Raw genomic sequence first — 21,168 nt, 5'->3', positions numbered from 1 at the left:
TCAGTCGTTGAGCGGATACGACGCCATCAGTCGCCGCTGCAGTCTCCAGTAAGAGAACAGCTCGCGCACCCCGCTCGGCCGCGCTCCCCGGGCCCGCATCATCGCCCCGAATTCGAACGCCCGGCGATAATGCCTGAACTGGTCGAGATAGGCCGCGCGCAACGTCGTGCCCGGATCCCAGATGTGGGTCGCCTCCGAACCCACGCCGTTGATCTCGATGATCCGGAACCGTTCCCCCGCCCGCAGCGCCGCCGAGCTCTCGAAACGCACATCGAGCCGGCCGAAATGGAAGTCGGGGATGTCCTGCATGATCGCATCGACCCGTGACGTCAGCGCCCGGGTGATCTCGTTGGCGCCGTCGCTGAAGATCGAGCCCTTGCAGTGGTTGCCGGCGAACACCAGCCGGAACCGCTCGCCCGCCGCCAGCACCTCGTCGAGCCGCCCGGCCAGCCGAGGCATGTAGAGCTCCGGGATCAGTCGCGACCGCTCGTCCTGCAGGATCAGCTGGCGGATGCTGGAATGCCCGTCGCCGGTCAGGATCGGAGCCTGCTTCAGGGTGAGCGAGGTGACCTCCCCGATGGCTGCACCCGGCGCCCGCATGTAGAAGATCCCGGCCTCGCCATCGAACGGCACCAGCTCCTGCAGCACGAGCGCCACATCGCGCGGGAACGCAGCCAGGCTTTCCGCCAGTGCACCCGGCGTTTCCACCAGGCGCACGCCGGTGCCGTTGCAGCCGATATCCGGCTTTACCACCAGCGGCAGGCGGAGACCCGCGGCGTCCAGCGCCTGTTGCGCACGGGACAGATCGTCGGTGCCGGTCTGGAACACCACGTAGGGCGCGATCCAGGCGCGTGCTTCCGGTCCGGCCTGGTCCAGCAACGTGCTCTTGCGCTCGCCGCACAGACCGCCGGTCTCGACGCCCGGGTTGGCCGCGGTCGGCAGCGTGAAGCTCCGGTGCCGCAAGCCCAGCAGGATCCAGAACAGCACCACCGGCGTGTAGAAGATCCATCCCGGCCAGAACTCGAAGGAGGACAGGGTGCGCGGCCGTGTCGCGGGCGCCAGGGCCGCCAGAAGATCGCTCATTCAGGGTCTCTCTGCAGCCTCGCGACGAGACGGCCGATCAGCACGATCGCCACCACGAACACGGCAATACCCGCCCACCGCCAGGCTCCGAAATGGTCGATCAGGAACTGGCCGATATGCCGTGAGACGATGAACAGCAGCGTCGTCCAGATCGAGGTCGCCAGGATCGCCGCCAGCGCGAAGCGCCGGAAGCTCGCATGCAGATATCCGCAGGTGGTGTAGGTCGGCAACCGGGCGCCCGGCACGAAGCGGCTGATGAACACCACCCGGAAGACGCGCTTCTCGATCCAGTTGCGGCCACTCGAGCGCTTCTGCTCCGGCAGGAAACGCAGCGCCCATGGCCAGTGCGAGGCCAGGCGACCCAGGCCATACAGCCCGAGGTCGCCAAGGACGATCCCGGCATAGAGTGCGGCAAGCGCCAGCATCCAGTTGAGCTTGCCGTCCTGAACCTGCATGGCAGCGAGCACGGTCGCCGCGTCCTCGAGGATGAAGGTCCCCACGATGATCGCGACCACCTGCAACAGCGGGTGGGCCCCGGCCGACTTGAACAGGCCGGTCACGCTGAGGGCAAACACGCCTCAGGCCGTCCGGATCGTCGTGAGCGCTGGACTGAGAGGCAAGGCGTGACGTCTCCGGCAGCGCTCGTGGAACGGAGGCAGGCCGCCCCCGCTATCGCCCAGGCGGACCGTTCCCCGGCCCGGTGGCATAGGGCTGCCCTCGTCCCGCGTCACCCCCTATAATTGCCACCGAATGTGTGCCCGGTGGCGCCCGTCTCAACGCCGGTGACGTTTTGCGGGCACGACGGCGCTCGGTGCCGCCGGATGGGTGCGCGTATCCTGCAACGCACCGGCGCAGACCCCGGCATCCCCGACCCCGAACTGGATCGTCGGCAGCAAGGCCAGCGGCGCCAACACGATGCCGAGACCGGTCGCCGCACCGGCACGCGCGACGACTTCGGCTCCGGGCATGATGCCCGGCTTGCCGAGCTTGCCGATGATGTTGATCGGGCCGGGCAGGGACCCCACGCTGAAATGCGTCGACCGGGTGGTCAGGCTGTAATCCAGCGTCTGGTTCCGGAAGTCGACCGTGCCCTTGCCGACCGAGCGCGCCTCGGACGTCTGCAGCAGGAAGGTGTTGGTCGACAGGATGCCGTCCTTGAGTGGCATGTCGAGCACGAAGCACTGCACCGCCGCGCGGCTCGGCAGCCCGATCGCCGACAGGATCGCGTTCCCGACCTCCAGGCCCGCGATGTCCGGCAGCAGCGCGCTGATGTCGCCGCCTCCCGACATCACCAGCGTCAGGCCGCCGCTGCCGTTGCCCAGCATGGTCGCGATCGAGTTGCCCTCGGTCGTGAGGTCGGCCTTGCCGCCGATCACGCCCTGGCCGTGGAAGGTGTGCGTCGCCTGCAACAGCCGCGACAGGTCGACACGGTGGAAGTCCACATGCATCCGGGTCTTCAGCGAGCTCCCGACCGGGTCCAGCGACGCACTGCTGAAGATGGTGCCGGTGCCGACCTTGAAGTCGAGCTGCTTCAGGTCGATGTCGCCGTTCCGGATGTCCAGCCTGGCGACGATGTTGTCGAGCGGGACGTCGCGGTTCTCGATATGGTCGCCGCGATACGCCAGGTGCACGTCCGCAGCCTTGATCTTCGGCATGTTGATTGGCGTGGTCGGCAGCACGTCGCCGTTGCTCGCCGCCTTCGACGACCCCGCCTTCGACGCCGCCTTCTGCGCAGGGGCGGCGGCACTGCCATGGCCTGCACTGGTTCCGATGAACCCGCCCAGGTCGGCCAGGTCGACGTTGTGCGAGAACAGCTCCGCGTCGATATCGGGCACCTGCTTCGGCAGCACGGTGATCGTGCCGTTCAGGTCGCTCGATCCGACCTTGCCCTTGAAGTCCCGGAACACGATCCGCTGGCGGCTGTAGTCGAGGGCGCCGGTCACGCTGTAGGGCGGCGTCTGCGGGATCGGCACCCCGGTCAACGGGAACAGCAGCGACATGTCGGGCCCGGCGAACACCAGCTTCAGGCGTGCCCCCCCGAAGGTCAGCGGCTGCTCGATGGTGCCGGCCAGCGACACGTGGGTCGGGCCGTTGGCCACCCGCAGGTCGATCGGATACGGCCTGGCCTTGTCCCGCAGCGACAGGATCGCGCCACCGACGAAGTGCCCGGTGATCGGCTGCCCGGCATAGGTTCCGGTGGCATCTGCCACGATGTGCCCCTGGTCGGCAGGGATCGGCCGCACGGCCGGGTCCGGCGTGCCCTCGGTGGCGACCGTGATGTTGAAGTTCGCCTTCAGCTTCGGATCATCGACATGGACATGCCCATCCTCGATCCGCAGCACGCCCAGCAACGGCTGCGACGAGCTGCTGCTCTTGGAGCCGGTCTTGCCGGAAGACCCGATGGTCCAGTTGTTGGTGCCGTCACGCTGCGCCAGCGCGTCCACCACCGGATGATCCAGATCGACCAGCGGCAGCACGATCTGGCGATGCCGGATCAGTGGCAGCAGCTCGACATTCACGGTCAGGTGGTCGGTCGTGGCCAGCGGCTTCGGGAACTGGTCGGTTCCGGCGACGGCGACCCCGTCCGCGGTGATCCCGGTCACCGAACCCAGACGCACATGCAGATGCTGGATCGTGACCTTGCGGCCGACGGCTGCCGTGGCCTGGCTGTCCACCAGCGGGATGAACCAATCCCATGACCAGAACAGGATCAGGAGGATGATCAGGACCACGATCGCGCCGAGGGTGATCAGGCCCCTGTGCCTCGAGACGCCAATCGGCCTCGAAGCTCCGTTCGTGCGTGCCTGTTTCGCCACTGCCAATCCCACCCTGTGGGCCGCGCAACGCTCCGGCGGCACAGCTGGTTGCGCCACGACATCGTCCCGAGAACGCTGCTGACGTCGCGTGTTCGATCGGTTAGCCTCGAACCGTTCCCTGTTCGGATTGAGATCATTGGCCAACCAGAAGAGCAAGATGGCGTCCAGCCCGGTCCCGGCGACGACCACAGGGACCAGCAAGACCTCGGGGATCAAGAAAGTCGAAGGCGCCGCGACGACCCCGCGTGCCGCAAAGACCCCAGGCAATGCGACGACCCCGCGTGCCGCAAAGACCCCAGGCAACGCGACGACCCCAGGCGCCGCAAAGAGGCCGGCGACCGATACCGCCTCGGCAGTCAGGACCGGCGCCGGCAGTCGGGGACCCGGCAAGCGAGCCGTGGCAAAACCTGTCATCCAGGCGGCTGATGTCGCGGAGCCGGTGGCGGCCGAGCCTCGCGAGCCGGCGAGCAAGCCGCGCTCCATCGCACCGGCCGGCGACATGGCAGCGCCCGCTCCGACGGCTGGAATCGCGACACCGGTCGTCCTCACCAGCGTCACCGGCAGCCCGATCCGGGCGATCTCGTTGCTGTTCGATCCGGACTGGTATCTGAAGACCTACCCGGACGTCGCGGCCGCGGGTCTCGATCCGATCCGCCACTTCTTCGAGGACGGGGCGCGTGAAGGCCGCAATCCGAACGCCTTCTTCAAGACCGAGTGGTATCTCGCGCAGAACCAGGACGTCGTCGCCTCCAAGGTGAACCCGTTCCTGCATTATCTCCTGTATGGCGCCCGCGAAGGACGCAAGCCCGGTCCCTGACGTCCCTGACGTCGCTCAGGTCGCACCCGCGGGGCCCGGCAGCCCGGCACGCGTTGTGCGGTGATGGAGCGTGTGCCACAGGTACCCGCCATGAAAACCCGCCGCGCCCTGACCTCCGCACTCGTCTCGATCGGCGCCCTGAGCCTGACCGCGCCATTCGTGCCCGCGGCATTCGGTCGCACCCGGTCGCCTCCGGGCTCCGGCTCCTACGCCGCTTTCCTCGAGGGTGTCCGCGCCGAAGCCGCCAGCCATGGCGTGCCGGGCTCGGTGCTGGATGAGGCGCTCGCCCTGTCGGCGCCGAACGCCCACGTGCTGGAGCTCGATCGGCATCAGCCCGAATTCACCCTGACCTGGGCGCAGTATCGGGCCCGGGTGATCGGCCCCCAGCGGCTGGCCGGGGCGCGCAGTTCCTACCAGGCCGAGCTCGCGCTGCTGACCGACATCTGGCGGCGCTACCGGGTCGACCCGCGCATCGTCGTCGGCATCTGGGGCCTCGAATCCAATTTCGGCACCAAGATCGGCACCTTCAACGTCGTCGATTCGCTGGCCACCCTGGCCTATGACGGCAGGCGCGCCAGCTTCTTCCGGTCCGAGCTGATGAACGCCCTGCGCATCCTCGGCAACGGCGACGTGACGCCGTCGCGGATGATCGGCAGCTACGCCGGCGCCATGGGCCAGCCGCAATTCATGCCGAGCTCCTACCTGCGCTACGCCGTCGACTACACCGGCGATGGCCGCCGCGACATCTGGACCAGCCGCGCCGACGTGTTCGCCTCGATCGCCAACTATCTCGGCAAGTGCGGTTGGGTGGAGGGCCAACCCTGGGGCCAGCCGGTCACCCTGACCGCGCCGATCGACCCCGGCCAGGCCGGTCGGCAATCGATGCGTTCGCTCGCCCGCTGGGACGCCGCCGGGGTGCGGCGCAGCGATGGCGGCCGATTCTCCCAACCCGGCGTCGAGGGTGCGCTGCTGCTGCCCGATGGCGCCGGTGGCGATGCCTTCATGATCTACGGCAACTTCAACGTGATCCGGCGCTACAACCCGTCGGACTTCTATGCTCTCGCGGTCGGCCTCATCGGCAACGCGGCGGCGTGAGCTTGCGTCGCCGGACCCGGATCGTCCCGCTGGCGGTGATGATCGCCGCCGGCATCGGCATCGCCGGTTGCCAGCGCCGCGCCGCAGCGCCGCACCCGGTTGCCGCTGCGCACTACGTGGTCGGCAGCGCCTGGCAGGGCGACGGCGGCGCCTGGTTCTACCCGAAGGAGCAGTTCGACTACCACGCGACCGGCCTTGCCGTGGTGCAGGGGCCGCATCCGTCCAGCCTGACCGCCGACGGCGAGCTCTTTGATCCCGAGGCGCTGGCCGGCGCGCATCAGACGCTGCAGCTGCCGGCGATCCTCTCGGTCACCGACCTGGAGACCGGCCGCAGCATCCAGATCCGGCTGAACGATCGCGGACCGGCCGCGCAAGGCAGGCTGCTCGCAGTCACACCGGCCGCAGCCCGCCTGCTCGGCATGCATCCCGGCACGCCGACACGGGTGGCGATCTCGCTCGATAGCGGGCCCAGTCGCCAACTCGCCTCGCAGGTGCCCGGCAGCAACCAGCTGCCCATGACCGCCGCCCCGGTCGAGGCGGTGCAGGAACAATCCCTCGGGCCGCCCGGTTCGCCCGCCTCTGCGCTACCGCAGACCACGATCGGCGCTGCCTCGCCGGCGGGGCCCCAGGCCGGCGACTCCGCACCGGTTCCCGACCGGCTGCCTCCGCGCGTCACCCAGGGCATCGCCGACCCCGGCATGTTGTGGATCGATGGCGGCCAGTTCAACCAGCGCAGCTATGCCGACCAGGTCGCCGCCGAAATCAACGGTGCGGTCAGCAGCGACGGGCAGGGGCGGGAGGTCGTGTATAGCGTGCGCGAAGGACCGTTCCAGCGCACCCCGGACGCCGATGCGGCTCTGGACCAAGCCCGTCGTGCCGGGGTAACCGGGGCGCGTATCATCGTCGAATAGGGATCGAAGTGCCTAGCAGAAGGTTCTTGCTGACCGGTGCCGGCGGCATCGCGCTCTCCTCCTCGCTCCAATTCGGCGCCCTGGCCCGGCCGCATCATGCGGGCGCGACGGCGGCGTCGAAGGCCGCTCCGGGCGCCGGCTCCGACGATGATTCCGACAGTTCCGGCAGCACCGCTGGCGCGCCGTCGAGCCCTGCCGATACGCCGGTCGGGCCGCTCGATACCGAGGCGCGCTGGGCCTACATCGCCGATTTCCAGACCGGCACGGTGATGCTGCAGAAGGCCGCCGACGAGCGCATGCCGCCCTCGTCGCTGACCAAGCTGATGACCGCCTACATCGTGTTCGGGATGCTGAAATCCGGCCGGCTGCATCTCGACCAGATGCTGGGCGTCAGCGAGAAGGCCTGGCGCATGCAGGGCTCGAAGATGTTCGTGCCGCTGGGCGGGCAGATCGCCGTGCAGGACCTGATCCGCGGCATGCTCATCCAGTCGGGCAACGATGCCTGCATCGTGCTGGCCGAGGGCATTTCCGGCTCCGAGGACCAGTTCGTGGCCCTGATGAACAAGACCGCGCCCACCATCGGGCTGACCAACTCCAACTTCGAGAACGTCACCGGGTGGCCCGCTCCGGACCATTACATGTCGGCCCACGACGTGGCGACGCTGGCGCATCGCCTGATCGCCGACTTTCCCGACTATTATCATTTCTTTTCCGAACACGACTACAAGTTCAACAACATCAACCAGGGCAACCGCAACGTGCTGGTCGATAAGGGCCTCGCCGACGGCCTGAAGACCGGACACACCGACGCCGGCGGCTTCGGCCTCTGCGCCAGCTCCGATCGCGGCGGCCGGCGCATCGTCATGGTGGTGAACGGCCTGCCCTCCTCGAAGGCGCGTGCGGCGGAAGGCGAGCGGCTGCTCGGCTGGGCGTTCGCCAACTTCGAGAACGCCCGCGTGCTCACCCGCGGCCAGGTGCTGCAATCGACACCGGTCTGGCTCGGCGTGGCACCCACGGTCGATCTCTGCGCCGGCGCCGACCTGGTGCTCACAGTCCCGCATGGCTGGCAGAGCCGCGTGAAGGTCGCCCTCGACTACCAGTCGCCGGTCGCCGCTCCGATCCGTCGCGGCGAGCAGGTCGGCCAGATCACCATCTCCGGGGCCGGTGTGAACGACATCCAGGTGCCGCTGGTGGCCAGCGATAGCGTCGAGCGCAAGGGACTGCCGGCCCGGGCAGTCGCTGTGCTGGCGCATTATGTCGGCGGGAAGTGACCGAACCCTTAACGCGCGGCCTCTTCATCACCCTCGAGGGCGGTGAGGGCGCCGGCAAATCGACCCAGGCGCGGCTGCTGGACGACGCACTCGCCCGCCGCGGCCGCAAGGTGCTGCGCACCCGGGAGCCGGGTGGCGCGCCTGGCGCCGAGCAGCTGCGCGAGTTCCTGCTCAAGGGCGACCACGGCCTCAGCCTGCGCGCCGAAGTGCTGCTGCACTTCGCCGCCCGGCTTGACCATATCGAGCGCACCATCCGCCCCGCCCTGGATGCCGGTCAGGTCGTCATCTGCGACCGCTTCTTCGACTCCACCCTGGCCTACCAGGGCTACGGGCTCGCCCACGGCGACCCGGCGCTGCTGGAATTCATCGCCCGCCTGATCGACCTCACCGGCCTGATGCCGAACCTCACCCTGCTGCTGGCGGTGCCGCGCACCCTGGCCCGCACTCGGATGCAGCAGCGCGGCGGTGGCTCCGACCGCTATGAGCGGCTCGACGAGGCCTTCCACCTGCGCGTCGCCGACGGGTTCCGCCGCATCGCCGACCAGGCACCCGGCCGCATCGCAACCATCGATGCCGGCGGCGACGTCGAACAGGTGCAGCAGGCCCTGCTTACCGAGATCGATCGGCGCCTCCCGGCATGAGCTCCCAGGAGGCCCACCCGTCGCCCCGCGAACAGGACCAGCTGATCGGCCACGCCGACGCCGAACACACGCTGCTCGCCGCCGCCCGCAGCGCCCGCCTGCATCACGCCTGGCTGCTCACCGGGGCCGCCGGCATCGGCAAGGCCACGCTCGCCTTCCGCTTCGCCCGCTGGCTGCTGGCCGCCCAGGATCGTCGGTCCTCCGGAGACAGCCTGTTCCTCGATCCCCGCGATCCGGTGTTCCGCCGCGTTGCCACCGGCAGCCATTCCGACCTGATCACCGTCGCCCGCGGCTATGACGAGAAGCGCCAGCGCCATCGCGGCGAGATCGTCGTGGAGGATGTCCGCCCGGTCGGCGAGCTGCTCCGGCGCACCGCCGCCGAGGGTGGCTGGCGCGTCGTGATCATCGACGGTGCCGAGTTCCTCAACCGCAACGCCATGAACGCGCTGCTGAAGCTTCTCGAGGAACCGCCGCCGCAGACCGTCCTGCTGCTCGCATGCGCCGCCCCCGGACGCCTGCTGCCGACCATTCGCAGCCGCTGCCGCACGCTGCGCCTCGCATCCCTCGACGACGACGCGATGCGCCAGGTCCTGCTCGCGCACCTCCCGAACCAGGACCCGTCCGAACGGGAGGCGCTGATCGGCCTCGCCCGCGGGTCACCCGGCCAGGCCCTGGCACTGGCGAGCGAAGGCGGCATCGCGCTCGACGGGCTGGTGCGCGAGCTGATCGCCTCCGGTGGCGCCAGTGGCAGCCGTGCCTACCAGATGGCCGATGCGGTCATCCGCCAGGAGGGCGGCTTCGCGACCTTCCTGACCCTGCTCGGCGACGCCATATCCGTACGGGTACGCGACGCGGCCCGCCTGGCCCCGGGTGCCGGCGATCCCGGCGACGACATCGCGATCTGGCAGCAGATCCGCCGCGTTCAGGACGAGACCGAACGGTTCAACCTGGACAAGCGGCAGGCGCTGCTGTCTAGCCTGAACCTGCTGGCCAGTCTTTCCTGAACCCGGCTTTTCCTGACGGCGGACGATGACCAAGCGCTTCACCATCACCACACCGATCTATTACGTGAACGGTGCGCCGCATATCGGGCACGCCTACACCTCGATCGCCGCCGACGTGATGGCGCGCTGGAAGCGGCTCGACGGGTACGAGGTGTTCTTCCTGACCGGCACCGACGAGCACGGCCAGAAGGTCGAGCAGGCCGCCCTTGCCGCAGGGGTGCCGCCGCAGGACTTCACCGACCGCGTCTCCGCCGATTTCCGCGCCATGGCGGGTGCGATGAACATCTCGTACGACGATTTCATCCGCACCACCGAGCCGCGCCACACCGAGGCCTGCACGGCACTTTGGCGCCGCCTGCAGGAGGCCGGTCAGATCTATCTCGGCGCATACGAGGGCTGGTACGCCACCCGCGACGAGAGCTTCTACGGCGAGGACGAGCTCGTGCTGCGCCCCGATGGCGTGCGCGTGGCTCCGACCGGTGCACCCGTCGAGTGGGTCACCGAGCCCTCCTACTTCTTCAAGCTGTCCGAGTGGCAGGACCGTCTGCTCGCCTTCTACGAGGCGCATCCCGAGTTCATCGGGCCTCCGGGCCGACGCAACGAGGTCATGAGCTTCGTCCGCCAGGGCCTGAAGGACCTCTCCATCAGCCGGACCAGCTTCCGATGGGGCGTGCCGGTGCCGGGCGACCCAGCGCACGTGATGTATGTCTGGTGGGACGCGCTGGTGAACTACATCACCGCGCTGGGCTACCCCGACGAGACCGCCCCGCTCTGGCGCTTCTGGCCCGCCGACCTGCACCTGGTCGGCAAGGAGATCGTCCGCTTCCACGCCGTGTTCTGGCCGGCCTTCCTGATGGCCGCCGACCTGCCGTTGCCGCGGCGCGTGTACTCGCATGGCTGGTGGACCATCGATGGCGAGAAGATGAGCAAGTCGGTCGGCAACGTGGTCGATCCGCGTGACCTGGTGGCCGAGTTCGGCATCGACCCGGTGCGCTTCTTTCTACTGCGGGAAGTGCCGTTCGGCGGCGACGGCGATTTCAGCCGCCGCGCGCTGATCTCGCGGCTGAACGTCGAGCTCGCCAACGACCTCGGCAACCTGGCCCAGCGCACCTTGTCGCAGCTTGCCCGCAACACCGAAGGCCGCCTGCCACCGCGTGATCCCGCCACCGAGGAGGATGCCGCCCTGCTGGCCCAGGCGCACGCCCTCCCGGCGACGCTGCGCGAGATGATCGACCGCCAGGCGCTGCACGAGGCGCTGGAGGAGATCTGGAAGCTGGTGCGCGCGAGCAACGGCTACATCGACCGCCAGGCCCCCTGGGCGCTGAAAAAGACCGACCTGGCCCGCATGGGCACCGTGCTTGCCGTGCTCGTCGACGTGCTGCGCCACCTGGGCATCCTGCTGCAGGCGTTCATGCCCGACAGCATGGGCCGCCTGCTCGATCAGCTCGGCGTTCCACCCGACCACCGCCTTATCGCCGATCTCGACACCCCTCTGCCGGAGGGCACAATCCTGCCTCCGCCCGCAGGGATCTTCCCGCGCCACGTCGAGCCGGCTCCCGCTGCGGATGGTTGAGCCGCGATGCTGATCGACAGCCACTGCCACCTGGACCATTTCCGCGACGAGGAGCTGCCGGAGCTGCTCGACCGTGCTTCGGAGGCCGGCGTGACCGGAATGGTCACCATCGGCACCAGGCTGTCTGCCGCCCCGGTCAATCGCGGCCTGACCCGCCACGCCCGCCCCGGCCTCGCGATCTGGTGCACCATCGGCACCCACCCCGACCATGTCGACGAGGAGACGCTGCCTGACCCCGCCGAACTCGCCGCCCTGGCCGCATCGCCGGAGATCGTCGGCATCGGCGAGAGCGGGCTCGACTACTTCCACGGCAAACCCGAGATCCGCGCCCTGCAGCAGGCGAGCTTCCGCGCCCACCTGCGTGCCGCCCGCCTGGCCGACCTGCCGCTGGTGATCCACGCCCGCGACGCCGACGCCGATGTGGCCGGGATCCTGACCGAGGAGCACGCGGCCGGCGGCCCGTTTCGGTTCCTGCTGCACTGCTTCAGCTCCGGTGCCGAACTCGCTTGCACCGCCATCGCACTCGGCGGCAGCATCAGCTTCTCGGGGATCCTGACCTTCCCGAAATCGACCGGCTTGCGCGACATCGCCCGCGAGGTGCCCGCCGACCGCCTGCTGGTGGAAACCGACGCGCCGTTCCTCGCTCCCGTCCCCAGGCGGGGCAAACGCAACGAGCCGTCCTACGTCGCCCACACGGCTGCGACCCTGGCCGGCCTGCGCGGCCTGACCGACGACGCCCTCGGCCGGCTGACCACCGACAATTTCCATCGCCTGTTCAGCCGGACCGCCTGACCATGCGCGTCACCATCCTCGGATGCGGCGGGTCCGCCGGTGTGCCGATGCTGGGCGGCGCCGATGGACGTGGCGACTGGGGCGTGTGCAACCCCGCAGAGCCGCGCAACCGCCGCAGCCGAACCTCCATCGTGATCGAGGGCGATGACGGACGCTGCCTGCTCGTCGACACCTCGCCGGACCTCAAGAGCCAGCTGCTCGCGGCGGGTATCCCCCGGATCGATGCGATCTTCTACACCCATGCGCACGCCGACCATGTCGCCGGGCTCGACGAGACCCGCAGCCTGAACCGTATCGTCGGTCGCCCGATCGAGGTGTTCGGCACGGCACCTGTGCTGGCCGAGATCGCGTCGCGGTTCGAATACGCCTTCCGCCCCTGGTCGCCGCCGAGCTTCTTCCGCCCGGTGCTGCTGCCGCGCAGCGTGGCGCCGGGGGAGACCATCGAGATCGAGGGCATGCGCCTCGCCGTGTTCGAGCAGGATCACGGCAACAGCACCACGCTCGGCTTCCGCATCGGCGATTTCACGTACTCGACGGACGTCGTCCGCCTGACCGACTCGGCACTCGCGACCATCGAGGGCACGCGGACATGGCTGGTCGATTGCTTCCACCGCAGGCCGCATCCGGCTCATGCCAGCCTGGACCTGGTGCATGGCTGGTCGCGCCAACTCGGCGTCGAGCGGACCGTGCTCACGCATATGGGCACCGATCTCGACTGGTCGTGGATGCAGGACAACCTGCCGCCCGGCCTGGAGCCTGCGCATGACGGGATGGTCCTGTCGGTCTGACACGGACCAACGGATCGCGCCGAACCTGACATCAAAGTGTGTGCTTATCGTGCCCACTTCTTCAGGTTGCAGCGGTCCGGCCCGCAATTTAGTTGAAACATGAGCTTGGGCAGCTATAGCCTTGCATCAGGGCGTCGGGACCACGCTTCCGGCGCATGAAGCTTGATGCTGACGCCAACCGACATTGGACGGAAGCGGCCGGATTTCCGGCTCCTCATCCGCCAGTGTCCTGACAGGGAGGAACCTGATCGAAAATCGGCAGAGCTGAGCAGGCACGCTCACATTCTCCCGCTTGGTGATCAGACTGACCAGCCTCAGCTTATTGGAGGAGTTCGCCATGGCACCGCTCGACGACGTCTTCACGCTGGCGACCGCGATGCGCGACGAACGTCGCGAGACCGAGATGAGCCTCAGCGAGTATCTCGAGCTCTGCGCCACGGACCCGACCTGCTACGCCTCCGCCGCCGAACGCATGCTGAAGACCATCGGCGAAGCCGAGACCGTGGACACGTCCAAGGACGGACGACTCGCTCGCGTCTTCATGAACCGCACCATCCGGATCTACCCGGCCTTCGCCGACTTCCATGGCATGGAAGAAACCATCGAGCGGATCGTGGGATTCTTCCGCCACGCCGCGCAGGGACTCGAGGAGCGCAAGCAGATCCTGTATCTGCTGGGGCCGGTCGGTGGAGGCAAATCCTCACTCGGCGAGCGGTTGAAAACGCTGATGGAGCGCGAGCCGATCTATGTGCTGAAAGCCGGCAAGCAGCTCAGCCCGGTGTTCGAGAGCCCGCTCGGTCTGTTCGACATCGATCGCATGGGGCCGAGCCTGCTGTCGCGCTACAACATCCCGAAGCGCGCACTCACCGGCATCGCGAGTCCCTGGGCGTTGAAGCGGCTCGAGGAGTTCGACGGCGACATCTCGCGTTTCCGCGTGGTGAAGCTGCACCCCTCGAAGCTGCGCCAGATCGCCATCGCGAAAACCGAGCCCGGTGACGACAACAACCAGGATGTGTCGGCGCTGGTCGGCAAGGTGGATATTCGCCAGCTCGAGAGCCACAGCCAGAACGATCCCGACGCCTACGGCTTCTCCGGCGGCCTCAACCGCGCCAACCAGGGCATTCTCGAATTCGTCGAGATGTTCAAGGCGCCGATCAAGATGCTGCATCCGCTGCTGACCGCGACGCAGGAAGGCAACTATGTCGGCACCGAGAATATCGGATCGATCCCGTTCACCGGAATGATCCTGGCGCACTCGAACGAGGCCGAGTGGCAGACCTTCCGCAACAACCGCACCAACGAGGCCTTCCTCGACCGCGTCTGCGTGATCAAGGTGCCGTACTGCCTGCGCGCCACCGAGGAGACGCGCATCTACCAGAAGTTGATCAGCAGCTCGGCCCTGGGCGGCGCTCCCTGCGCTCCCAACACGTTCGAGATGCTCGCGCGCTTCGCGGTGCTGTCGCGCCTGAAACCGCATCCGAATTCGTCGCAATACGCGAAGATGCGGATCTATGACGGCGAGAACATCCGCGAAACCGATCCCAAGGCCAAGACCATGCAGGAATATCGCGATGCCGCCGGCGTCGACGAAGGCATGGACGGCATCTCCACGCGCTTCGCCTTCAAGGTGCTGTCGGCAACCTTCAATCACGACCCGACCGAGATCGCAGCCGACCCGGTGCATCTGATGTATGTGCTCGAGCAGGCGGTGCGACGCGAGCAGTTCCCGGCCGAAATCGAGGCCTCGTATCTGGCGGCGCTGAAGTCCGAGCTCGCCGGGCGGTATGCCGAGTTCGTCGGCAACGAGATCCAGAAGGCCTATCTCGAGAGCTACCACGATTACGGCCAGAACCTGTTCGATCGCTACCTCGACTACGCCGATGCCTGGATCGAGGACCAGGACTTCAAGGATCCGGACACCGGCCAGATGTTGAGCCGCGACCTGCTGAATGCCGAGCTGACCAAGATCGAGAAGCCGGCAGGCATCGCGAACCCGAAGGATTTCCGCAACGAGGTCGTGAAGTTCTCGCTGCGCGCCCGCGCACAGCATGGCGGCCGCAACCCGTCCTGGACGTCGTACGAAAAAATCCGCGACGTCATCGAGAAGCGCATGTTCAGCCAGGTCGAGGACCTGCTTCCGGTGATCAGCTTCGGATCGAAGAAGGACGGCGATACCGAGACCAAGCATGGACAGTTCGTCGAGCGCATGGTCGCGCGTGGCTACACCGAGCGGCAGGTACGCCGTCTCGTGGAGTGGTACATGCGCGTCAAGCAGTCGGCCTGAAGACGGGTGGCCTGAACCGCGTGGATATCATCGACAGGCGTCCCAACCCGCATGGGAAGAACATCGAGAACCGCCGGCGTGTGCTCAACCGGGCACGCGACGCGGTGCAGCGGGCCGCACGCGACGCGGTAGCCTCCGGGAAACTGCGCGAGGTGGGCAACGGCGGCGCGATCTCGATCCCGTCCGACGCGCTGCACGAGCCTTCGCTGCACCGCGTGTTTTCCAGCGGCGTCCGCGATGTCGTCCTTTCCGGCAACAAGGTGTTCTCGCCAGGCGACCGGCTGCAGCGACCGCCTGCAGGCAGCGGGCGTGGCGGCGCCGGGCCGGGCGAGGGGGGTGAGGAGGGCGGGGCCGAGGACAATTTCCGCTTCGTGCTGACCCGCGACGAATTCCTAGACGTGTTCTTCGACGATCTCGAACTACCCGACCTGGTGAAGCGACAGATCGCCACCACCGACACGATGAGCGTGACGCGCGCCGGGCTCAGCAGCGACGGGTCGCCATCGCAGCTGGATCTCGGCCGCACCATGCGCCACTCGATGGCGCGCCGCATCGGCCTGCGCCGCCCGAAGCCGGATCTCGTCGCCGAGCTGGAAGCCCGGATCACGGCCCTCGAGGCGCACCCCGCGGCCGAACAGTCGGAAACTCTCGCAGCCCTGAAGGCCGAACTGGTCGTCGCACTCCGGCGCATGAATCGCGTGCCGTGGATCGATCCGGTCGACCTGCGCTACCGGCGTTTCAGCATGACGCCGACGCCATCGACGCGCGCGGTGATGTTCTGCCTGATGGACGTGTCCGGCTCGATGACCGAGCGCATGAAGGACCTGGCCAAGCAGTTCTTCCTGCTGTTGCACGTCTTCCTCGAGCGCCGCTACAAGCGTGTCGAGCTGGTGTTCATCCGCCATGCCGAGGTGGCCGAGGAGGTCGACGAGGACACCTTCTTCCACGATCCGCGCACCGGCGGCACCGTGGTCTCCTCGGCACTGGTCGAGATGCTGCGCGTGCAGCGCGAGCGCCATCCGGCGGAGAGCTGGAACATCTACGTGGCGCAGGCCTCGGACGGCGACAATTCCGGCGCCGACACGCCGAAATCATGCGCGTTGCTGCGCGACCAGATCCTGAAGCTGGTGCAGTACTACGCCTATATCGAGATCGTGGGCTCCGGTGCGGTGATCCGCGGCGAGACCGACCTGTGGCGTGGCTACAAGACGGTCGCCGAGATCGATGACCGGCTCACTATGCGTCAGGTTGCCGACAAGCGGGACATCTTCCCGGTGTTTCGCGATCTCTTCGCCAGGCGATCGGAAACCGCATGAGCCCGCTCGACATCATCGGCACGGGAGGCGCTGCGGCCGGGCAGGGGGGTGATGCGGGGAAGCTGCTCTATAGCGGGTCGGAATGGACGTTCGACACGCTCCGCCGATCCTATGACGCAATCGAGCGGATTGCCCTCGACGAACTCAAGCTCGACGTCTATCCGAACCGCATCGAGGTCATCACCTCGGAGCAGATGCTCGACGTGTACACGTCGCACGGCATGCCGCTGATCTACAAGCACTGGTCGTTCGGCAAGCGTTTCGTCGGCCATGAGAATGCCTACAAGCGTGGCCTGATGGGGCTCGCCTACGAGGTGGTGATCAATTCCGATCCCTGCATCAGCTATCTGATGGAGGAGAACAGCGCCACCATGCAGGCGCTGGTGATCGCCCACGCAGCCTTCGGCCACAACCATTTCTTCAAGAACAACCGGCTGTTCCGTGAATGGACCGAGCCATCCGGGATCCTCGACTATCTGGAATTTGCCCGCGGCTACATCGCGCGTTGCGAAGACCAGTATGGCGTGCATGCGGTCGAGCGCATTCTCGATGCAGCCCACGCGCTGCAGAACCAGGGCGTGCATCGTCATAGCGGCGCCCGGGTGATGGACCTGAAGGGCGAGCAGCAGCGCGACCGCGACCGGCGCGAGCACGAGGACCGCGTGTTCAACGATCTCTGGCGCACGGTGCCTGGATCCCGCGCCGAAAAAGCGCTCGACAACGCTGCCGAACGACGCCGCCGGCTCGGCCTGCCGGAGGAGAACATCCTCTATTTCCTGGAGAAGAACGCACCGCGCCTGGCGCCGTGGGAGCGCGAGGTCATCCGCATCGTGCGGCTCATCGCACAGTATTTCTACCCGCAGCCACAAGCCAAGATGATGAACGAGGGCTGCGCCACCTGGGTGCATTACCGCATCATGCAGCGCCTGCACGACAAGGGTCAGATCGACGACGCGGCCTTCCTCGAGACCATCCACTCGACCACCAACGTCATCAGCCAACCCGGCTTCGACACCGGGGGCGGACCGAACTTCAACCCGTACGCGCTCGGTTACGCGATGATGACCGACATCGCCCGGGTGTGTGAGGCGCCGAATGAGGAGGACCGCGCCTGGTTCCCCGACATCGCCGGCAACAACGACGCGATCGGCACGCTGAAGCACGCCTGGTCGGAATATCGCGACGAGAGCTTCATCCAGCAGTTCCTGTCGCCGGCGGTGATGCGCCAGTTCAAGCTGTTCAGGCTGCGCGACGACGCCGAGAAATCGTACCTGCTGGTCGACGCGATCCACAACCAACAGGGTTACCGCGACATCCGCCGCAGCGTGGCCGCGTCCTACGACCCCGGCACGTTCTACGTGGATATCGAGATCGTCGATGTCGACCTGACCGGAGACCGCTGCCTGAAGCTGCAGCATCGAACCGATCCCGGCCACTTGCTCGACGAGAAGGATGCACGCGCATCGCTCAAGCAGCTGGCCGATCTCTGGGGCTACGAGGTTAAGCTGCTGGAGATCGACCGCCAGACCGACACGGTGCTCGCCACCCATCTGGCATCGCCGCCACGCACCGGCACCTAACTCTCTCAGCTGCCGAGTTGGCATAATATCTATTATGCGGTAACCGTCTGTCGGTGGGTTCAGGTGTAGAAGGCCTTCAGGAACCGGTCCCGCGCTCTTTCCAGATGAGCGCGCATCGCCGCCTCCGCAGCCACCGCATCTCGTGCCGCGAAGGCAGACATGATCCGCGAATGCTCGACCAGCGCGTCCTGCGTCACCGCCGGCAGTCGGCGCAGCCGGAACAGACGCAGATGGATCGTCTGCCGCGCCAGGATCCCGGTCAGCAATTCGTTGCCCGCGGCTTCGCTGATCCGGGCATGGAAGACAGCATCCTGTTCGGCAAACCGCGTGTAGGCCGCCTGCCCCGCCGCCGATGACGGTTCGGCCATCGCCTCCGCAAGCGCCGCCAAAGCGCTGATATCGGCGTCAGGCATGAGCCAGGCGGCCTTCGACGCACCGGCGGGTTCGATCAGGAGCCTCAACTCGCACATCTCGTCGAACTGCCGACGCGTCAACTGCTCAGCGGCCCGGTAGCCCGACAGGTGCAGCTTGGCCACCAGGCCCTGATCCTCGAGCCGGATCAGCGCCTCCCGGATCGGCGTCTGCGACACGTCGAGCATCCTGGCCAGTGCGTCGACCCCGATCCGCTCACCTGGCTTGATCTCCAGCGACATCAGCCGTTCCAGCAGGAACTCATAGACCTCGCCGGATAGCCGCATCGGCTTCGAGGTCGCCCCGAGCGGGTTCTGTCCAGCCTTCAATCCATCCTCGGTCCCGGCTGCGCCGGCAGCCTGATCAGGTTCCGGCCTCTGCTTGACACGGTTGCCCGTCGCCAGCAACGTCCGACCGCACCATGGAATCCGATCGGATCGGATTCTTCGGGCGCGGAAGCGCCGTCAGATGGAGAAAAGCATGACTCAGATCGCGCTCGTGGGATGCGGTCTGGTTGGCGGATCCTGGGCACTGGTCTTCGCCCGCGCCGGCCTCGATGTGACCCTCTACGATCCCTCGCCCGCGTCCATCGACGCTGCGATGGAGGTCGCCCGGACGTCCGCCGCGGCTCTGGCCGCCGAGGGCCTGCTGAATGGCCAGACCCCGGCGCAGATCATGTCCAGACTGAAGCCGGCGTCGAGCCTTGCCGAAGCCGTGGCGTCCGCCGACCACATCCAGGAGAGCGCTCCCGAGCGGCTGCCGATCAAGCAGGCGCTCTACCGGGACCTGGCCGGGCTCGTGAAACCGGACGCGGTCATCGCCAGTTCGACGTCGGGTCTGCCGGCATCCTCCTTTACCGCCGACATCCCCGGCCGCGAGCGCTGTGTCGTGGCCCACCCGATCAACCCACCGCACCTGATCCCGCTGGTCGAGATCATCCCCGCACCCTGGACCGACCCATCGGTGGTCGAGCGCACCGACGCGCTGATGCGCCGCATCGGTCAGGTTCCGATCCGATTGAGCCGTGAGGTGCCGGGCTTCGTGGTGAACCGGCTGCAGGGCGCGATGCTCGCCGAGGCCTTCCGCCTGGTCGAGGACGGCGTCTGTTCCTCGACCGACATCGACGCCGCGGTCGCCGACGGGCTCGGCCTGCGCTGGTTCTTCATGGGCCCATTCGAGACCATCGACCTGAACGCACAAGGCGGCATCGCCGACTACTGCGCCAAGCTCGGGCCGATGTATTACGACCTGGCGAAGGAGCAGGCGGCCCCCCGCCCGTGGAGCGACGCGCTGGTGGCACGGGTCGAGACCGAGCGCCGCGAACGCACATCGGCGCCCGGCCTGGACGCCCGCAAGAGCTGGCGCGATCGCTGCCTGGCGCGGCTCGTCGCGGCCAAGCGCGCCATCCTGCACGAAGAAACCTGACCGATGCCCGACGCGATCCCGGATCACCTAGCGCAGCAACGCGGCACCCTCGACGCGGCCGCCGCCCACCGCATGAGACGGCGCGCCTCCGTCGGCAGCCTGATCGGCACCACGATCGAGTGGTACGAGTATTACATCTACGGCGCCACCGCGGCGCTGGTGTTCCCACACCTGTTTTTTCCGAACCACGACCGCCTCGTCTCGCTGATGCTGTCCTTCGCTTCGTTCGGCGTGGCGTTCCTGATCCGCCCGATCGGGGCTGCGGTCTTCGGCCATTTCGGCGATCGGATCGGCCGCAAGACCATGCTGATCGTGACGCTGACGATGAGCGGCCTCGCAACGCTCCTGGTCGGCGTGCTCCCGAGCTACGGCTCGATCGGCATCTGGGCGCCGATCCTGCTGGTGACGCTGCGCCTGGTGCAGGGCTTCGGCGTCGGCGGCGAGTGGGGTGGTGCCGCCCTGATGTCGCTCGAATGGGGCGACCAGACGAGACGCGGCGCTGCTGGAGCCTGGCCCCAGCTCGGCACCTCGATCGGGCTGATCCTGTCGACCTCGGCGGTGATGGCTTCGACCGCGCTGACCGGCTCGCACTTCCTGACCTACGGGTGGCGCATCCCGTTCCTGTTGTCCGGCATCCTGATCGTCATCGGCCTGGCGGTGAGGCTCTCGATCGCCGAGACGCCCTCCTTCGAACAGGTCAAGGACACCGGCCTGGTCGCCGAAAGTCCGATCCGTGAGGTCTTGCGGTCCTACTGGCGCGAGGTGGTGCTGATCGCCTTCCTGCGCATGTCGGAGCAGATGCCGTTCTACATCTTCACCGCCTTCATCTTCGACTACGCGACCCACACGGCGCACGTCTCACGCACCTTCGTACTGTCCGCCACCCTGGTCGCCGCGGTCCTCGACCTGATCCTGCTGCCGATCTGCGCGATCGGATCCGATCGGATCGGCAGGCGGCGGATGTACTATATCGGCTGTGTCGTGCTGATCCTGATGGCGTTCCCGTATTTCTGGATCCTGGACAGTGGCAACCCGCTCTGGATCTTCCTGGCGATCAGCGTCTCGCTGGTGCCGCACTCGCTGCAATACGGCGCCCAGGCCTCGTTGATCTCGGAGCAGTTCCCGGCCCGCATCCGCTATACCGGCGCCGGCCTCGGCTACCAGATGTCCTCGCTGGTGGCTGGCGGACCGGCTCCGCTGGTGGCGTCAGCCCTGCTCGCCATCTTCGGCACCGGCTACGCGGTCGCTGGCTACCTCGTGGCAGGTGGCCTGGTCGCGGCCGGTGCGTTGCGCCTGATGAAGGACCGGAGCGCCACCACGCTCTAGTGCCGGGGCGCGCAGCCGGGCAGGATCGCCGTTAC

General features: G+C 67.5%; 18 protein-coding genes. 14 read left to right on the top strand and 4 right to left on the bottom strand.

Annotated features, from left to right (window positions below; translation table 11 throughout):
* From ACOEQ2_RS00870 to ACOEQ2_RS00860, 3 genes are all read right to left on the bottom strand, one after another.
* Nucleotides 1-1,083, bottom strand: a complete 1,083-nt coding sequence (locus ACOEQ2_RS00870) for a D-alanine--D-alanine ligase (protein WP_419729512.1) — start codon at nt 1,081-1,083, stop codon at nt 1-3.
* Nucleotides 1,080-1,658 (bottom strand): DedA family protein, encoded by a 579-nt coding sequence (locus ACOEQ2_RS00865; protein ID WP_419729511.1) that lies wholly within the window; start codon nt 1,656-1,658, stop codon nt 1,080-1,082. The genes ACOEQ2_RS00870 and ACOEQ2_RS00865 overlap by 4 nt, the downstream gene beginning before the upstream one ends.
* Before the next feature lie 198 nt (nt 1,659-1,856).
* Nucleotides 1,857-3,815: an AsmA family protein gene (locus tag ACOEQ2_RS00860; RefSeq protein ID WP_419729510.1), complete on the bottom strand. Its 1,959-nt coding sequence runs from the start codon at nt 3,813-3,815 to the stop codon at nt 1,857-1,859.
* A gap of 481 nt (nt 3,816-4,296) precedes the next feature.
* Here ACOEQ2_RS00860 and ACOEQ2_RS00855 point away from each other — a divergent pair, with 481 nt between their 5' ends.
* The 12 genes from ACOEQ2_RS00855 (at nt 4,297) to ACOEQ2_RS00800 (ending at nt 17,971) form a co-directional block, all read left to right on the top strand.
* Nucleotides 4,297-4,716, top strand: coding sequence for a hypothetical protein (locus tag ACOEQ2_RS00855; protein ID WP_419729509.1), 420 nt, complete (start codon nt 4,297-4,299; stop codon nt 4,714-4,716).
* A gap of 90 nt (nt 4,717-4,806) precedes the next feature.
* Complete coding sequence (locus ACOEQ2_RS00850; RefSeq protein WP_419729508.1) at nt 4,807-5,811, top strand: lytic murein transglycosylase; 1,005 nt, start codon at nt 4,807-4,809, stop codon at nt 5,809-5,811.
* Nucleotides 5,808-6,722: an RlpA-like double-psi beta-barrel domain-containing protein gene (locus tag ACOEQ2_RS00845; protein ID WP_419729507.1), complete on the top strand. Its 915-nt coding sequence runs from the start codon at nt 5,808-5,810 to the stop codon at nt 6,720-6,722. The genes ACOEQ2_RS00850 and ACOEQ2_RS00845 overlap by 4 nt, the downstream gene beginning before the upstream one ends.
* Before the next feature lie 2 nt (nt 6,723-6,724).
* On the top strand, nt 6,725-7,993 hold the full coding sequence (locus ACOEQ2_RS00840) for a D-alanyl-D-alanine carboxypeptidase family protein (RefSeq protein WP_419731102.1): 1,269 nt from the start codon (nt 6,725-6,727) through the stop codon (nt 7,991-7,993).
* Nucleotides 7,990-8,634, top strand: a complete 645-nt coding sequence (gene tmk / locus ACOEQ2_RS00835; RefSeq protein WP_419729506.1) for a dTMP kinase — start codon at nt 7,990-7,992, stop codon at nt 8,632-8,634. The genes ACOEQ2_RS00840 and tmk overlap by 4 nt, the downstream gene beginning before the upstream one ends.
* Nucleotides 8,631-9,638, top strand: coding sequence for a DNA polymerase III subunit delta' (locus ACOEQ2_RS00830; RefSeq protein ID WP_419729505.1), 1,008 nt, complete (start codon nt 8,631-8,633; stop codon nt 9,636-9,638). The genes tmk and ACOEQ2_RS00830 overlap by 4 nt, the downstream gene beginning before the upstream one ends.
* A 25-nt stretch (nt 9,639-9,663) precedes the next feature.
* Nucleotides 9,664-11,211, top strand: coding sequence for a methionine--tRNA ligase (gene metG, locus ACOEQ2_RS00825; RefSeq protein WP_419729504.1), 1,548 nt, complete (start codon nt 9,664-9,666; stop codon nt 11,209-11,211).
* Between the two features lie 6 nt (nt 11,212-11,217).
* Nucleotides 11,218-12,003 (top strand): TatD family hydrolase, encoded by a 786-nt coding sequence (locus tag ACOEQ2_RS00820; protein WP_419729503.1) that lies wholly within the window; start codon nt 11,218-11,220, stop codon nt 12,001-12,003.
* Nucleotides 12,004-12,005: 2 nt separating this feature from the next.
* Nucleotides 12,006-12,791 carry an MBL fold metallo-hydrolase gene (locus ACOEQ2_RS00815; RefSeq protein WP_419729502.1) on the top strand — a complete coding sequence of 262 codons (786 nt, stop codon included), beginning with the start codon at nt 12,006-12,008 and terminating at the stop codon, nt 12,789-12,791.
* 337 nt (nt 12,792-13,128) lie between these two features.
* Nucleotides 13,129-15,075: a PrkA family serine protein kinase gene (locus tag ACOEQ2_RS00810; protein WP_419729501.1), complete on the top strand. Its 1,947-nt coding sequence runs from the start codon at nt 13,129-13,131 to the stop codon at nt 15,073-15,075.
* A gap of 20 nt (nt 15,076-15,095) precedes the next feature.
* The gene (locus ACOEQ2_RS00805; protein ID WP_419729500.1) at nt 15,096-16,391 is read left to right on the top strand and encodes a YeaH/YhbH family protein; all 1,296 of its coding nucleotides are present in this window, start codon (nt 15,096-15,098) and stop codon (nt 16,389-16,391) included.
* On the top strand, nt 16,388-17,971 hold the full coding sequence (locus ACOEQ2_RS00800; protein ID WP_419729499.1) for a SpoVR family protein: 1,584 nt from the start codon (nt 16,388-16,390) through the stop codon (nt 17,969-17,971). Before ACOEQ2_RS00805 ends, ACOEQ2_RS00800 begins: the two co-directional genes overlap by 4 nt.
* 59 nt (nt 17,972-18,030) lie before the next feature.
* On the opposite strand, the gene ACOEQ2_RS00795 is transcribed toward ACOEQ2_RS00800, so the two are convergent.
* Nucleotides 18,031-18,711, bottom strand: a complete 681-nt coding sequence (locus ACOEQ2_RS00795) for a GntR family transcriptional regulator (protein WP_419729498.1) — start codon at nt 18,709-18,711, stop codon at nt 18,031-18,033.
* A 151-nt stretch (nt 18,712-18,862) separates the two neighbouring features.
* Between ACOEQ2_RS00795 and ACOEQ2_RS00790 the strand changes: the two genes are divergently transcribed.
* Together ACOEQ2_RS00790 and ACOEQ2_RS00785 are read left to right on the top strand one after the other, a co-directional pair.
* A complete protein-coding gene (locus ACOEQ2_RS00790; RefSeq protein WP_419729497.1) occupies nt 18,863-19,807 on the top strand; it encodes a 3-hydroxyacyl-CoA dehydrogenase in 945 nt (314 codons plus the stop codon).
* 3 nt (nt 19,808-19,810) lie between these two features.
* Complete coding sequence (locus tag ACOEQ2_RS00785) at nt 19,811-21,133, top strand: MFS transporter (RefSeq protein WP_419729496.1); 1,323 nt, start codon at nt 19,811-19,813, stop codon at nt 21,131-21,133.
* The last annotated feature ends 35 nt before the right edge of the window (nt 21,134-21,168 follow it).

The organism is Lichenicola sp., assembly GCF_965198575.1.
GTDB lineage: Bacteria > Pseudomonadota > Alphaproteobacteria > Acetobacterales > Acetobacteraceae > Lichenicola.
The sequence above is the reverse complement of the archived record's forward strand: the minus strand, read 5'-3'. Positions and strand labels throughout refer to the sequence as shown.

Bases quoted from the DNA above. Each gene is read 5' to 3' on its own strand.
- ACOEQ2_RS00870 (WP_419729512.1), bottom strand. From the start codon at position 1,083: ATGAGCGATCTTCTGGCGGCCCTGGCGCCCGCGACACGGCCGCGCACC.
- ACOEQ2_RS00850 (WP_419729508.1), top strand. From the start codon at position 4,807: ATGAAAACCCGCCGCGCCCTGACCTCCGCACTCGTCTCGATCGGCGCC.
- ACOEQ2_RS00830 (WP_419729505.1), top strand. From the start codon at position 8,631: ATGAGCTCCCAGGAGGCCCACCCGTCGCCCCGCGAACAGGACCAGCTG.
- metG (WP_419729504.1), top strand. From the start codon at position 9,664: ATGACCAAGCGCTTCACCATCACCACACCGATCTATTACGTGAACGGT.
- ACOEQ2_RS00820 (WP_419729503.1), top strand. From the start codon at position 11,218: ATGCTGATCGACAGCCACTGCCACCTGGACCATTTCCGCGACGAGGAG.
- ACOEQ2_RS00815 (WP_419729502.1), top strand. From the start codon at position 12,006: ATGCGCGTCACCATCCTCGGATGCGGCGGGTCCGCCGGTGTGCCGATG.
- ACOEQ2_RS00810 (WP_419729501.1), top strand. From the start codon at position 13,129: ATGGCACCGCTCGACGACGTCTTCACGCTGGCGACCGCGATGCGCGAC.
- ACOEQ2_RS00800 (WP_419729499.1), top strand. From the start codon at position 16,388: ATGAGCCCGCTCGACATCATCGGCACGGGAGGCGCTGCGGCCGGGCAG.
- ACOEQ2_RS00790 (WP_419729497.1), top strand. From the start codon at position 18,863: ATGACTCAGATCGCGCTCGTGGGATGCGGTCTGGTTGGCGGATCCTGG.
- ACOEQ2_RS00785 (WP_419729496.1), top strand. From the start codon at position 19,811: ATGCCCGACGCGATCCCGGATCACCTAGCGCAGCAACGCGGCACCCTC.